Raw genomic sequence first — 13,777 nt, forward strand, 5'->3', positions numbered from 1 at the left:
CAGCCTTCTTGGCCTGTCGGGAATTTTTTTGTCCAAATTTAGGAGCGTCGGCCTGTTTTCCTACTGTGCTCTGCTAGCTCCAGAAATTGCCTTTATTTGTGAACTGCAAGGCTTCCCTCCTTTCAGTTTTTATAAGCTTTTTTGTCGTTCATGACTAAAATCAATTACCTGTGCCAATCCATGCTTTCCGCCTCCTTTGGACGTGTTTTCCATTTCCACCCAGTGATCCTCTCGTAGGCTGCCCTCACGTCTCGTGCAAACGTGCCTTTATTAGTGTATTTGCACTCGGGATGTCTCGCATTCCATTTATGCATTTTCTTTGTCCACGATCCTGATTCTTTCACACCAAAGACAGCCAAATCAATATGTTTATCAGTAAGCTCTCTCACCTTTGTTTTGCCTGTAGCCATTTTTAAAAGAGCTTTTCTTTCTCTAAAATAAAGTTCTTGCACCTCTTTACCTGTAAGATATGGCGAAAGTTCAAGTATGATTTTCAATGCTCTACTTGTTTGTCTAAAAGTTATAGTTCCTATGCTTACCGGGCGTACCTCTCCAGTAAGAATGAAATGCACGGCCCAAGCTTCTGGCCAAAAATCTTTAAAGCTTCCGGCCAAGCGTTTTAATTGGCCCAAAATGCCATCCTTGTTTATCGGTATAGCTCCCATGTGTTTTTTCCCAGGCACAATGTAATTAAGTGTATAACCACTAGTTTTATCTACATACAAAAACCAATTTTGGCCTTCTTCTATGGCGTTCAATATCTGTTTTACTTTCTCTGAAATTCTTGATTCTAACCCCTCACCTGCGGTTACAGCAATTGATATCGAAAGTGTGTGTGATTCCCTTGCCTTCTGTGCTTTAATCCACTCCGGCACTTCTTCGGGTAATAGCAACTTTCCCCCCAAAACCTCATCACGGAACTTCTGAACGTCTTCGTCACGATTGACCAATGTGGCAATAATATCCGTCAATGCCTCGAACCGCCTGTTAGGTTTTATTTCGACCGGGGGCGAGTCTTTACCCTGTTTTTTTGGAGCAGGAAGCTTGGGACTTGACGAAAAAGCTTCGTAATCTTCCATCAATTCTTGTATCTGTTCTTTAAGGTATTCCAGCCCCTCTCCAGTCTCCAATTCCTCTTCTTGATTGGCGATATCTATATAGCCTCTCTCAATTACACGTTTCCATACTGCATCTGGTATTTTTTGATCCAATGCTTTTTGCAGCTGCTTACGCCAACCTTGTAGAGTCTTGGGTGTCAACTTAGAGCCATCCTTTCTTGGTTTTACTAATACTATCATATAAGCATGTACAAATCAATATAAAGATTTGAGGGAGGTGACTAACATGAGAAAAAACGTGACGGTTTTTGAAATAGCCATGAATTATAAAGGCATTAGCGGTGCACAGATTGCAAGAACTTTGGGGGTTGGCGAAGCTGCTGTTTCTCATTGGAAACATGGACGTTTTTACGTTCCTAAAAAACACCAACATCGTGTAGCTGAGCTTTTGGGTGTGTCCGTAGATGAGCTTTTCGATGAACGTGGCGTACCTAAAGTTGTCGAGGGGTAAAAAATTAAGGCCCTCACAGGGAGAGGGCCACAGCAAAAACATCCATTTACGAGGTGAGTATAGCATGGAAACGTTAACAAAGAGTATACCTGTACAAGTGCGGTTTAAAGATCGTTTTGTGACCATTGGCCAAATTGAAGGCAACACCTTTAAACGATCCTGCCGAAGTGATCAACTTTACAGGGCCATGGGCGGATCGCTCGGCGTGGACGATGCAGTCATGAAAGAACTTGAAAAAAACAACGTTAAAAAGCTTAAGGTCACAGTGAAAGATTGGAATGCAACGTATTGCATAGACTTTCAGAAATTTAAAAGGCTTGCAAAGCCAAGGCAGTTTTATGGCGAGATCCGCTGGCATCTTCCCTTCAATGGTTATTGGAGCAAAGAAGAATCAGCAGAGGATTGAAAGCCGAGGTGATGGGATTGGCCGGTAATGTCCTTAAATCGGATGCATTGTCGCACGTTCCGGCACAAATGAAGGCCAAAAGGAATTGGGTGCCTCGTGACGGCAAGAGGCCCTTCGGGAAATCAAACGATCCCGCAACATGGATGGCCTTTGAGGAGGCCATAAAAAGAGGCAGGGGCAACGTTGCCTTTGCCCTCGACGGGGACGGCCTCGTTGCATTGGATTTAGACGATTGCATCGACAGCGGAAGGCTTCATCCGAATGCCCAAAAGATTATTGACCTGTGTCAATCTTACACTGAAATTAGCCTCTCCGGCCGTGGTCTTCATATATTCGGTTACGCCAAGCTGCCGTTTATGGGACGAAAAAAAGGAGTGTTGGAGGTATACGGGGCCAATCGTTTCATCGCAGTTACCGGAAATATCTTTGAGGACATGCACAAATTGAGAGACATCCAAGCAGGTGTAGACATTCTGATTAAGCGATTCTTCACGGAAAGAAAACAACCCGTCATGCTAAGGCCAAGGTCAATGATCGACCTGGACGACAAGGCCTTGCTGGAGCGTATTGCCCAAAGTAAGCAAGGCGACAAGTTCCTAAAACTTTGGCAAGGTGACACGTCGGGCTACCCAAGCCACAGCGAGGCTGACATGGCTTTGTGCCGTATTTTGGCTTTCTGGACCGGTGGAGACGGATCAAGGATAGATTCCCTTTTTCGTCAAAGCGGTTTGATGCGGGCCAAGTGGGACAGACGCCTTGGGGCGGGGTATACATACGGTACTTGGACGATAGAAAGGGCCTGCCATGATTGATAATGCCTTATCTACATGGGACAAGCTGGATATCGACACACAAAAAGCAAATGAAGGCAACAAAATCATCGTCGTAGACAAGTTTTATCCAAGACCTTTCACAGAACTGCTCATGGCAAGATACGCCTTTTGGTGGGCGGGGGCTAGGGAACCACTCCTTTGGTTTGATTCCAACTCGGGATTGTGGAGAGAAGACGGCCAAGGGCTTGTTGAGTCAAAGCTTAGGACATCTTTAGATGCACTCCCTGACGTACAAAAGAAGCGTTACGTTATAGATGAGATAGTCGCCGATGTAAAGGGGTGCTCGTGGAAAGGGCAGCCTCTTCCGGAACCTGACGTTAACCTTATACCATGTGCTAACGGAGTTTACGATTTAAACACAAAACAACTACGCAATTATCGGCATGATGATTATTTTACATGGAAATTGCCATGGGATTACAACCCTGATGCAATAAGCGAGCTGGTTATCCCTTTACTTGAAAGCTTTTTACCTAAAGAAGAGACTATAACGCTGTATGAACTTATAGCTTATTGCCTCTACAGGGCTTATCCTTACCAAAAGCTGTTTATGTTATATGGCCGAGGTTTAAACGGTAAGTCTCTTTTTGCAAAAATACTTGAGACGCTCTTAGGGATAGATAATGTATCACACACTTCGATGGGGGAGATTCAAAAAAGTAGGTTCGCAGCAAGTGAGCTTTATCAAAAATTTGCCAACATTTGCGGAGAGCTTGAGTACGACGAGATTAAAGATACCAGACTATTAAAGCAACTCTGTGGTGGCGATACCATACAAGCTGACAGAAAGTTTAGAAGCCCCATATATTTCAAGAACCATGCTAAGCTCATATTTCTTACGAATGAGGTGCCAATGTCAAGGGATACGACAGAAGCCTTTTATCGCAGGCTGTTTCTTATTGAGTTTCCCAAGAAGTTCAAGGAAAACCCACGCCTTGAAGTGGAGTTGGCTAATGCTGACAATGTGGAATATGAGGCATTGCTTTACGTAACGATAAAGCAGTTGGAGAAATTGATGGAGAATAACTTTATATTTACACACCACAAAAATGTAGACGAGACGAGGGAACTTTATTTAAAGCTGTCATCTCCGCTACAAACGTTCATTGAAGAGAATTGCGAAATTACACGGATGCAAAATGATTACATCTTTAAATTCGAGTTCAAGGAAAAGTTCGCACAATGGCTGCAGAATAAAGGAAGGACTGCATACACAGCAGAAAGAATAAACTCTGAGATGGAAAGGCTCGGTTTCGAGAGCGGGCAAAAAGGTGAAAATAAATGGCGAAGTTGGGTTGGTTTAACGTGGAAAAGTGCACAGTAACAGAAGTAACAGAAATAACACAGTTTTACAACCGATATATACTAAGAAAACATTAATTATAAAAGGGCGTTATTTCTGTTACCTTTGTTACCTCGCCTTAGTGAGTGCAAGTGTGTAAGTTATGATTTTTAAAGGAGGCTTTCGAGTTGTGTGTTAAACGAACTGCAAAGGATGATGACCAAGATATTGTATGTCCCAAATGCGGGACGTATCTGGGGCCAAAGCAACCATTGCCACACAGCTTGACCAGGTGCATTAAGTGCAAGCTGTGGGTGAACAACGAGGGCAAAGGGCACCAATGGAGGTAGCGGGTCCTTCCAGCACTTAAAAGCCTTGCGATGCTTGCGACCCCCGATTTTTGCCTAGGTGTGAACGAAAAAATTTGTAGTTTCAAGTTTCTCACGGGGAGGGGTAAAAGATGAAAAACCGAATAGTAAACGCCAAAACCTTGGCCGAGGTGCTTGGTATAACAGAGCAATACGTTAATAAGCTCGCCAAGATCGGAGTACTTGAAAAACACGGACGTGGGAAGTTTCCTTTGGAGTCAAATATCACCAAGTTTGTGGAATATCAAAAGGCGAGCGAAGGTCCTAAAACTCAAAATTGGAAGGAATCCTATTGGCAAGAGAAGGCCAAACACGAGCGGGCCTTAAGACAAATTGCAGAAATTAAGGTTGGCGAAGCACAAGGCAAGCTTCATGAGGCATCAAGGATTGAGCACGTGATGACGAACATGCTCATTACGTTTAGAAACAAACTTTTGGGTGTGCCGTACAAAATTGCTAATGTGCTGGTAGGTGTCGAAACTGCCGATGAAGCGTTGCAGGCCCTCAGAAAGGAGATGTGCGAGGCCTTAGATGAACTAAAAAGCTATGATACGACCATGTTTGCCGGACAAGAGGAGGCGTTGGATTAATGACGGATAAAGAGGAAATGGCAAGGTTGTTGAATCTATCGCTTGAGGAGTTGGACGAGTTGACATTACAGGGGATCATACACGAAGAAGAAGGAAGTTATCCGATAACGTCTAATGTTCAAGCTTACTTAAATTATCTAAAAACAGGAACTGATGACAAAGAGACAAAAGAAAACTATTGGACGGAGAGGGCAAAACATGAGAAGGCCAAGCGAAAGTTGTCGGAGTTGAAGCTCAAAAAGTTGAGGGATCGCATGCATGATGCCAAAGATGTGAAACGTGTGATGACTGACATGCTCGAGCATTACAGGCAACGTGTGCTTGAGATTCCAAAGGCCGTTGCCCCAAAGATAATTGGAATTAAAAATCCCGGCGAGGTAGCTAATATATTGGACGAAGAGATCAGAGCTGTGTTAACGGAATTGAGCGAGTATCCCCCTAAGGAGTAATGTGATGACGGGCAAGCCTGTCAACAAAGACATTTTCCGAAAGGTGGAGCGGGTTTTATATGACTATCCATTATTGGCCCAGCGTCTAGCTGTTCTTGAGCAGTATCTCATTGCACGCTGCAACATCTCGGAGGGTTACATAACCTTAGACAGTCACGGCATTGGATCTTCCATAGAAGAGCGGGTAATTTTGGCAAAGGAAAAAGACAAAGAATATCAAGCCTTGCTGCTTAAGATAGAGGCAGTTCGCAAGGCTTGCGAGATGTTGCCGGACGACCTGAAGCGGTTGGTAGAGATTTATTACTTTAAGAGAAAGTCCAGGTTTGCCGTGATGGAAGAGCTTGCCATTTCGGAAAGGAGTTTTTACAGGTTAAGAAAAAGAGCATTAGAGTATTGTGCTCATGTTATAGGAGAAAGGGCATTAAACGCCATAGCCTAAGTTGGCCCAAAATGGGCTTGTTTTCCTATAAGAATACCAATATACCTTTTGGTAAAACTTAAGGGCCTCCTGGAGGCTCCTAAGAGGCCCTTTTTTGCAAGAATGGCTTGCTAAGCTTCTTCTACAGGCTCACCGGGAAAAGCTTCTTCAAATTCCACCTCCTTTTCGGGTAACCGCTCGTAAAGGTAGATGGCTTCGTCCTTCGTGAGCGGTTCTATTCTGTCCCGTTCGCCTTGCCATAACGTAAGATGCACAGCAAAGTAACGCCCGTTTGGTGTCTTATAAAGGTAAGTATTCCGCCCGTTTCGCTCCATGTTATGCCCGTCCCAAAAACAATTGTGAGCTATTATTTGGGCCTTTTTAGTGTCGTACCTTACACCGCCTATGACTGCTTTCATTTTTCCTGGTTCCATCTTTGCTTCCTCCTTTTATTTTTTTTTGATGCTTTATGTGCCTTACCTGACACGCTTCTTACTTCCCAAAAACCTCTTAACAGGCGATGCCGTCTCGTGGGCCTCCCTTATGTCTGATTCTGCAAGAGCTATATAACGCTTCGTCATGTCAAGCGTGGAATGTCCCATGATTGTTTGCAGTGCAAAGGGGTTCATGCCGTTTCTAAGAAAATGAAGTGCTGCATCATGACGCAAGCCGTAGGGAGAAAGCCTTTTAAGGCCAAGCTTTGGTGCATAGTTTTTCTGCAATCTCTGCCTCCAGCCTGAGACGGTCAGCCTGTCTCCCTCATAATTTGCAAAAAGCAGCGGTGTTTCCCACTCCCTTGGCCTTGAGGCTATTAATGCCTGCAACGCCTTGGCCGTTTCTAGAGAGAAGGGCAATGTCCTGCTTTTTCTTGTCTTTGCGATTGATGCTCTGATTAGCACAGTCATTTCCTTCAAGTTGACGTCTTCAAGCTCCAAGGCCAAGGCTTCGCTAGGCCTAATAGCCGTGTCGATGGAAAGGCACAATAGGGCGTAGTCCCGCTTGCCACAGTAGGTTGTCTTGTCTGGAAGCTTTAAGAGCTTCGTCAGTATTTCCGCCGAATGCTGCACGATTCTTGGCTCGGCCTTTCTCGTCCTTATTCCTTCAAGCGGGTTTCCTGTATAAGCCCCCTCGTCTGCTAGCCACGAGAAGAAGGCTTTAAGATACTTTCTCCTGATGTTAAACGTAGCTGGAGCGATGCCGTCTTGGTCGAGGTATGAAAGCACGGCCATTCTCGTTTTATTTGCGTCTTGAGGACTCCAGGCTTGCGGGCATTCTCTAAACAATAAGGCCACATGGTAGCGGTAATCTTTGATTGTGCGACTTGAATAGCCCTGTGCTTTTCTAAAAAGGACAAAAGACTTCAGGGCATCTTCCCAGGTTTGAAACTTCTCTTGAAATAAAACTACACGACTCGTTTGGTTCACAATTTCGCCTTGCAGTTTTACGAAAAGAGCAAATTTAGGAGCGTCGGCCTCCCTCAATTTTTATGAATTTTTCCCAAAGGTGTTGAACCCAAGTCCACGTTCGTGATAATATTAGTCACGAACGTGTTGGGCCTGTAGCTCAGTAGGATAGAGCGACGGCCTCCTAAGCCGTAGGTCGCCGGTTCGAGTCCGGCCAGGCCCGCCATTTTAAGAAGCGTCGAAGACAGGTCGTCTGGCCTGTCTATTTTTGCGTAAATGACAACCCTAACAACAAGCGAGAGTAACGACACAAAGAACAACGACACAAAGAACTTGGTTACTTTCACATATATCTTATATTCGCCATTTCACTGATTCAAAATTTAATCAAAAACATCCTAATCACGTTGAAAATTATTTGTTGCCAGGCCTAAAAACAATATTTTAAAGAAATATAGGTGAGTTTTCCGTGAAGTTTGAGAAGTGGGAAGAGGAAGCTAAAACAATGGTAGAAAATCAGATAAAAAGACGCAACATTGAAAACACCGCCCTATTGGAGGCGATGTCCAAGCTACCTCGACATCTTTTCGTCCCAGAAAACCTCAGGAACCTAGCATACGCCGATTGTGCTCTTCCCATTGGTGAAGGCCAGACGATATCGCAACCTTATATCGTCGCTAAGATGACAGAATTGCTAGATCCCCGCCCAGGGGACAAAGTCTTGGAGATTGGCACAGGATCAGGTTACCAGGCCGCTCTTTTAGCCACTATGGGATGTATTGTTTTCACCATAGAAAGGATTGCAGCTTTAGCTGCAAGTGCAAAAAAAGTCTTCGAGGAACTAGGCCTTTTGGATAAAATTAAGATTAAAATTGGAGACGGAAGACTCGGTTGGCCAGAAGAATCTCCCTTTGACTGCATTATCGTGACAGCGGCAGCACCCGAAATAGAAAAGGCGTGGATAGACCAACTCGCAGAAGAAGGCAGATTAGTTTTACCCTTAGTCGTCTCTTTTAACGTGGAACAACTAGTTAAAATAACGAAGACCAAAGGTAAACTTGAACAAAAGCATTATGATTACTGCTCATTCGTGCCTCTTTTGCCAGGGGTGAAGACTTAGTGACCCAAAAACTCAAATTTACCCTAATTGGTCTTGTGTGTTTATTTGCTCTCGCTTATTTGCTCTTTGCCCCTCACTATTGGTTGTGTATTTCACACAAAGGGGGCACAGATGTTTTTTTAATTCCTGTGGGCCAAAAAATCTTTCTGAGCTACGTTCACAGCTTAGAAAGAACCCCCGTGCAGGATGTATTTCTATTGCAAGGAGGCCAAATATGGTTATACGAAGAAAGGATCAAGTCACATAACGCCGGCCTTCCCACGTCCGATCAGTACCCCGGCTCATTGGTCAAAACGGAAGACTGGTTGATATTTCGAGGAGGTAGACGCCACTGGACAAATATTCGCTGCCGGGTTGGAAATGCCGCTATCGGGAAAAACACGCTAACGATCGGCAAGACCAACCATGAACTATATTCTTACTATCCTGAGCAGCCAATCTGCCTTTTCGTGGTCCTTAAATCCATCTTATAGTGAAATTAGTAAAGTTTAAAATAAAAAGGAGGGTAACGGATGGAAAATATTAAACCACAGGACCAGGTTATCGATCTAGACGAAATTATGAGACAGTACGATGCGGAAGCGCGGTATAGAACATTAAAGGGGTGGCAAAACGCGCTTATCCTCACAGTAGCAGCAGTTATGTCCCTCTTTCACCTCTATACGGCGGGATTCGGCCAACTTCTGGCGATGAAGCAAAGAGCGGTACATTTAGCTTTTGTGCTCTTTTTAACATATCTGCTGTACCCTGCCACAAAAAAATCTCCTAGCGATACAATCCCCTGGTATGACTTCGCATTAGCTGTTATCGCCGCTTATACATCACTTTATTTAGTTATACACTTCGATGAAATGATCACGCGTTCGGGACTTCCCACTCCAATGGACGTCTTTATAGGCTTTTTGGGCATCGCAATGCTCCTTGAAGCCACAAGGAGGGTATCGAACCCCGTTTTGCCGATACTTGCCATAATTTCACTAATTTATTGCTACCATGGACGATACTTCCCTTCACTCTTCGCCCACAGGGGTTTTAACACAGCCCGCATTATAAATCATATGTATTTGGGCACCGAAGGTGTCTTTGGTGTTCCCATCTCAGTTTCTGCCACCTTCGTGTTCATGTTTATCCTCTTTGGTTCCATTCTTCAGGAAACAGGAATGGGAAAATTCGTCATAGACTTGGCCTTGGCCATCGCAGGAAGATCGACGGGCGGCCCAGCCAAGGTTGCTGTGATAAGTTCCGGGATTATGGGCACCATATCTGGATCTTCCGTTGCTAACGTTTGCACCACTGGCACCTTTACCATACCTTTAATGAAAAGCATAGGGTACAAACCATACTTTGCCGGTGCTGTTGAGGCCGTCGCATCAACGGGTGGGCAGATAATGCCTCCCGTAATGGGTGCGGCTGCTTTTATAATGGCCGAGTTTCTTGGGGTGCCTTATATAAAAGTAGCCTTGGCTGCTGTGATTCCGGCGCTACTTTATTATGCGGCAGTCATGGTACAGGTGCACTTTGAGGCCACGAGGCTTGGATTGCTTGGACTGCCGAAAGAGAGGCTGCCTCGGCTTTGGAGTTTATTAAAATCTAAGGGGCACCTTTTAATCCCCCTCTTTGCCATAGTATATTTTCTCGTCGGCGGTTACACTCCGATGAAGGCAGCATATTATGGCGTGCTGACGACGATTGCCGTATCCTTTATATCTAAAGATACAAGACTCACGTTACCGAAGCTGATGGACGGCTTGGTAAATGGGGCAAAGGGATCGCTTGGAGTTGCATGCGCTTGCGGAACTGTGGGAATAATCGTTGGGATGGCCACCTTGACGGGGCTAGGACTTAGAATAGCAAGTTTAATAATAACGATCTCCAGAGGAAATTTGCTCATAACCATGCTCCTTACGATGGTAACTTGCATATTGCTTGGTGCAGGTCTTCCTACGACGGCAAACTTCATCGTCACGAGCACCATCGCGGCTCCGGCTTTACTTCAACTTGGCGTTGCACCAATGGCAGCATATATGTTCGTTCTTTATTTCGGAATTGCAGCTGACTTAAGCCCTCCCGTAGCTTTGGCGGCGTATGCCGGCGCGGGCATCGCAGGAGCAGATCCGATGAAAACGGGCATTACGGCGGTGAAGCTAGCCTTGGCAGGATTTCTCGTGCCCTTTATATATGTCATGAACCCGATGCTCGTGTTGGTCGATGTAACGCCTTTACCATTCATATTGGCCATTATAACGGCAGTGATAGGAGTATTTTTATTAGGCATGTCAACCATTGGATATTACAAGGCTCCGATACCTTTTTGGCTTCGGATAATAATCTTTGGCGGAGCTTTAGCACTTTTAATACCTGGCCTCTACTCTGACGCTATAGGTATGGCAATATTAGCTTTTACCTATCTTTTCCAAAAAAGACGGGCAAAAGTGCAATAAAAGAGTATTATCTTTTAGCTATTATGTGTATAATGCATTTTAAAGGGTGCCGCACTTAACTCGAGCGGCACCTTCTTAAACAAAGATACTGGGAGGTTTTATAAATGCCGGACGACTACAAAGAGACATTGAATCTACCAAAAACTTCATTTCCGATGAAGGCTAACCTTGCAAAAAGAGAATTGGATATGCTTCAATTCTGGGAAGACATCGACATTTATCAGAAGTTGATGAACAAAGGGGAAAGGGACAAGACCTTCGTTCTCCACGATGGGCCTCCTTACGCTAACGGCAATATTCACATAGGCACAGCCTTTAACAAGATATTAAAGGATATGATCCCAAAGTATAAATGGATGAGAGGGTATTTCTCCCCCTACGTGCCCGGTTGGGATACCCACGGACTTCCCATAGAACTTCGAACGCTAAAGGATGAAGGGCTTGATAAGGACTCGCTTCATCCTATTGAGCTCAGGCGCAAATGCAAGGAGTGTGCCGTTCGTTTCATAGATATACAACGAAATGAATTTAAACGCCTGGGAGTGGTAGGGGATTGGAACGATCCTTACATCACCTTTAAGCCGGAATATGAGGCTATAGAGCTTGAAGCCTTTGCAGAAATGGTAGATCGTGGATATGTATATCGCGGACAAAAACCCATTTACTGGTGCACCGACTGTCAAACTGCTCTAGCTGCCGCTGAAATAGAATATGAAGATATATCCTCTCCTTCAATTTACGTTGCCTATCCGTTAAAAAAAGAAGGCTTTCCCAACCTTGAGGGCAAGGAAGCCTACGCCATTATATGGACTACTACACCGTGGACGTTGCCGGCCAGCTTGGCAATCACGGTTCATCCCAATTTCGACTACATCTTAGCCAGCTCCAACAATAAAGTATACCTCCTGGCCAAGGGGTTGCTAGAAAAGGTAGAACGTGAAACCGGGATTAACTTTAATAATGTGTTATATGAAATTAAAGGCAAAGAATTAGAAGGTCTAAAGGCAGTTCACCCATTTTACGATGACAAAGAGATAGTGTTTGTCCTTGGAGACTACGTCTCCCTGGACGAAGGAAGCGGCTGTGTTCATACCGCACCGGGCCACGGAGCTGAAGACTTTGAAACAGGCATCAAATATGACCTTGAAATATACAACCCTGTAGACGGAAGGGGTTACTTCATGCCCGAAACGCCGCTTGTAGGTGGTTTAAGCCTTGAAGAAGGTTCGGAGAAAGTGTTGGAAGTTTTAAAGAGAAACGGAAGGCTTTTGGGGGAAGGGGAGATAATACACTCCTACCCACACTGTTGGCGATGCAAAAAACCCATTATCTTCAGGGCAACAAACCAGTGGTTTATCGCCGTGTCCATGTTCAAAGAAGACTCTTTAAAAGCGATTTCTTCTGTGCAGTGGATCCCATCTTGGGGACAGGATAGAATAGCCAACATGGTCCGCGAAAGGTCCGACTGGTGTATCAGCAGACAAAGAATTTGGGGCGTTCCCATACCAGCTTTTTATTGCAATAACTGCGGAGAGCTCATTTTAACGAGCGACAGGATAAGAAAGGTAAGCGCCAAGATCCGCGATCATGGAAGTGATTGCTGGTGGCTGATGGAGACCGAGGAGCTGCTCGATGAACTTGCTTTTTGTCCTAAATGTAACTCAAAATCTTTAAAGAAGGAAACCGACATATTCGACGTGTGGTTTGATTCGGGAACGAGCCATTTGGCGGTGTTAACGACGCGCCCTGAACTAAAATGGCCCGCTACGATGTACCTTGAGGGAAGCGACCAGCACAGGGGATGGTTTCAAACTTCGCTTTTGACTTCTGTTGCAACTAGGGGAAGGGCTCCCTTTGAAATGGTCCTAACGCATGGGTTTATTGTGGACGGAGAGGGCCGTAAAATGTCAAAGTCCCTTGGAAATGTGGTACAACCCCAAGAAGTGATAGAAAAGCACGGAGCCGACATATTGCGACTATGGGTTGCCTCCACCGATTACAGAAATGACATCAGAATTTCCGACACCATACTAAAAAACTTGGTCGAATCTTACAGGAGAGTAAGAAACACCATGAGATACATGCTCGGCAACTTGTTTGATTTCAACCCGCACAACGATAGCCTTGCACTCGAAGATATGGAAGAAGTTGACCTTTGGATCCTGTCTAAGCTACAGGGCATTATAAGCAAGGTTACAAGAGGTTTTGAGGATTTTGAATTTCACGTGCCAACCTTTACGATTCATCAATTCTGCGTAAATGAACTTTCAGCCTTTTATCTCGATATTAACAAAGACAGGTTATATGTTGAGGCTGCCGACTCGAAACTGCGCAGGAGCTGTCAAACTGCGATGTGGAATATAATAAAAACGCTGACCTTAATGCTCTCGCCAATTTTAAGTTTTACGACCGAAGAGGTATGGCAACATTTAAGGGAAATAGATCACGCGCTGCCTGAAAGCATATTTTTAGCGGATTGGCCCTCTTTGGACCCAAAATTGTACCATGAATCGTTGGAAGACAAGTGGGAAAGGATCTTGTGGCTGCGAGGTGCCGTGAGCAGGGCTCTGGAAGCGGCTCGTAGCCAGGATTTGATAGGGCAGTCTCTGGAGGCCTGCGTTAACATAAAGCTTGACTCCGAAACTGCAAAATTAAGGGACATTCTTTCTCCCTATTGGTGGAAGGGTGTTTTCATAGTATCGGACGTAAATTGGGTGGACGAGTTGCCCGAAGCACCTATAGTCCATGCCGACGAAGAAACCGGCGTCAAGATTGCAATAACCAAAGCTTGTGGTGAGAAATGCCCCAGATGTTGGATGTACGCACCAGAGGTGGCGGAAAAAGGTGTCTGTGACAGATGTAACACGGTGCTGGCGACTCAATCTTAAAATAGTATGG

General features: G+C 44.9%; 15 protein-coding genes and 1 tRNA gene. 13 read left to right on the forward strand and 3 right to left on the reverse strand.

Annotated elements, in window-relative coordinates; genetic code table 11:
• Window positions 1-164: 164 nt before the first annotated feature.
• Window positions 165-1,259, reverse strand: coding sequence for a hypothetical protein (locus AC5SXE_RS06240; RefSeq protein ID WP_310849630.1), 1,095 nt, complete (start codon window positions 1,257-1,259; stop codon window positions 165-167).
• Between the two features lie 85 nt (window positions 1,260-1,344).
• Here AC5SXE_RS06240 and AC5SXE_RS06245 point away from each other — a divergent pair, with 85 nt between their 5' ends.
• The 8 genes from AC5SXE_RS06245 (at window position 1,345) to AC5SXE_RS06280 (ending at window position 5,936) form a co-directional block, all read left to right on the forward strand.
• Window positions 1,345-1,569 (forward strand): helix-turn-helix domain-containing protein, encoded by a 225-nt coding sequence (locus AC5SXE_RS06245; protein ID WP_310849633.1) that lies wholly within the window; start codon window positions 1,345-1,347, stop codon window positions 1,567-1,569.
• Window positions 1,570-1,633: 64 nt separating this feature from the next.
• A complete protein-coding gene (locus tag AC5SXE_RS06250; RefSeq protein ID WP_310849635.1) occupies window positions 1,634-1,975 on the forward strand; it encodes a hypothetical protein in 342 nt (113 codons plus the stop codon).
• The gene (locus AC5SXE_RS06255; RefSeq protein WP_310849637.1) at window positions 1,972-2,787 is read left to right on the forward strand and encodes a phage NrS-1 polymerase family protein; all 816 of its coding nucleotides are present in this window, start codon (window positions 1,972-1,974) and stop codon (window positions 2,785-2,787) included. The genes AC5SXE_RS06250 and AC5SXE_RS06255 overlap by 4 nt, the downstream gene beginning before the upstream one ends.
• On the forward strand, window positions 2,780-4,132 hold the full coding sequence (locus tag AC5SXE_RS06260) for a DNA primase family protein (RefSeq protein ID WP_310849639.1): 1,353 nt from the start codon (window positions 2,780-2,782) through the stop codon (window positions 4,130-4,132). The genes AC5SXE_RS06255 and AC5SXE_RS06260 overlap by 8 nt, the downstream gene beginning before the upstream one ends.
• Window positions 4,133-4,278: 146 nt before the next feature.
• Window positions 4,279-4,440, forward strand: coding sequence for a hypothetical protein (locus tag AC5SXE_RS06265; protein WP_310849641.1), 162 nt, complete (start codon window positions 4,279-4,281; stop codon window positions 4,438-4,440).
• A gap of 110 nt (window positions 4,441-4,550) precedes the next feature.
• Complete coding sequence (locus tag AC5SXE_RS06270; RefSeq protein ID WP_310849643.1) at window positions 4,551-5,048, forward strand: hypothetical protein; 498 nt, start codon at window positions 4,551-4,553, stop codon at window positions 5,046-5,048.
• On the forward strand, window positions 5,048-5,497 hold the full coding sequence (locus AC5SXE_RS06275) for a hypothetical protein (protein ID WP_310849645.1): 450 nt from the start codon (window positions 5,048-5,050) through the stop codon (window positions 5,495-5,497). Before AC5SXE_RS06270 ends, AC5SXE_RS06275 begins: the two co-directional genes overlap by 1 nt.
• 4 nt (window positions 5,498-5,501) lie before the next feature.
• Window positions 5,502-5,936 carry a DUF722 domain-containing protein gene (locus AC5SXE_RS06280; RefSeq protein ID WP_310849646.1) on the forward strand — a complete coding sequence of 145 codons (435 nt, stop codon included), beginning with the start codon at window positions 5,502-5,504 and terminating at the stop codon, window positions 5,934-5,936.
• Window positions 5,937-6,046: 110 nt separating this feature from the next.
• On the opposite strand, the gene AC5SXE_RS06285 is transcribed toward AC5SXE_RS06280, so the two are convergent.
• Window positions 6,047-6,349: a hypothetical protein gene (locus AC5SXE_RS06285; protein ID WP_493916935.1), complete on the reverse strand. Its 303-nt coding sequence runs from the start codon at window positions 6,347-6,349 to the stop codon at window positions 6,047-6,049.
• Between the two features lie 42 nt (window positions 6,350-6,391).
• Entirely contained in the window at window positions 6,392-7,396 is a 1,005-nt protein-coding gene (locus tag AC5SXE_RS06290; RefSeq protein WP_493916936.1) for a tyrosine-type recombinase/integrase, read from the reverse strand.
• Window positions 7,397-7,467: 71 nt separating this feature from the next.
• On the opposite strand from AC5SXE_RS06290, the gene AC5SXE_RS06295 reads away from it, so the two are divergent.
• The 5 genes from AC5SXE_RS06295 to ileS all read left to right on the forward strand — a co-directional run bounded on the left by AC5SXE_RS06295 (window position 7,468) and on the right by ileS (window position 13,767).
• Window positions 7,468-7,544 (forward strand) — tRNA-Arg (locus AC5SXE_RS06295).
• Window positions 7,545-7,787: 243 nt separating this feature from the next.
• A complete protein-coding gene (locus tag AC5SXE_RS06300) occupies window positions 7,788-8,438 on the forward strand; it encodes a protein-L-isoaspartate(D-aspartate) O-methyltransferase (RefSeq protein ID WP_493916937.1) in 651 nt (216 codons plus the stop codon).
• Window positions 8,438-8,911, forward strand: a complete 474-nt coding sequence (locus AC5SXE_RS06305; protein ID WP_493916938.1) for a DUF1850 domain-containing protein — start codon at window positions 8,438-8,440, stop codon at window positions 8,909-8,911. The genes AC5SXE_RS06300 and AC5SXE_RS06305 overlap by 1 nt, the downstream gene beginning before the upstream one ends.
• 39 nt (window positions 8,912-8,950) lie before the next feature.
• Window positions 8,951-10,879, forward strand: a complete 1,929-nt coding sequence (locus AC5SXE_RS06310; RefSeq protein ID WP_493916939.1) for a TRAP transporter permease — start codon at window positions 8,951-8,953, stop codon at window positions 10,877-10,879.
• A gap of 104 nt (window positions 10,880-10,983) precedes the next feature.
• Complete coding sequence (ileS, locus tag AC5SXE_RS06315) at window positions 10,984-13,767, forward strand: isoleucine--tRNA ligase (protein WP_493916940.1); 2,784 nt, start codon at window positions 10,984-10,986, stop codon at window positions 13,765-13,767.
• Window positions 13,768-13,777: the final 10 nt, after the last annotated feature.

The organism is Acetomicrobium sp. (genome assembly GCF_059026225.1).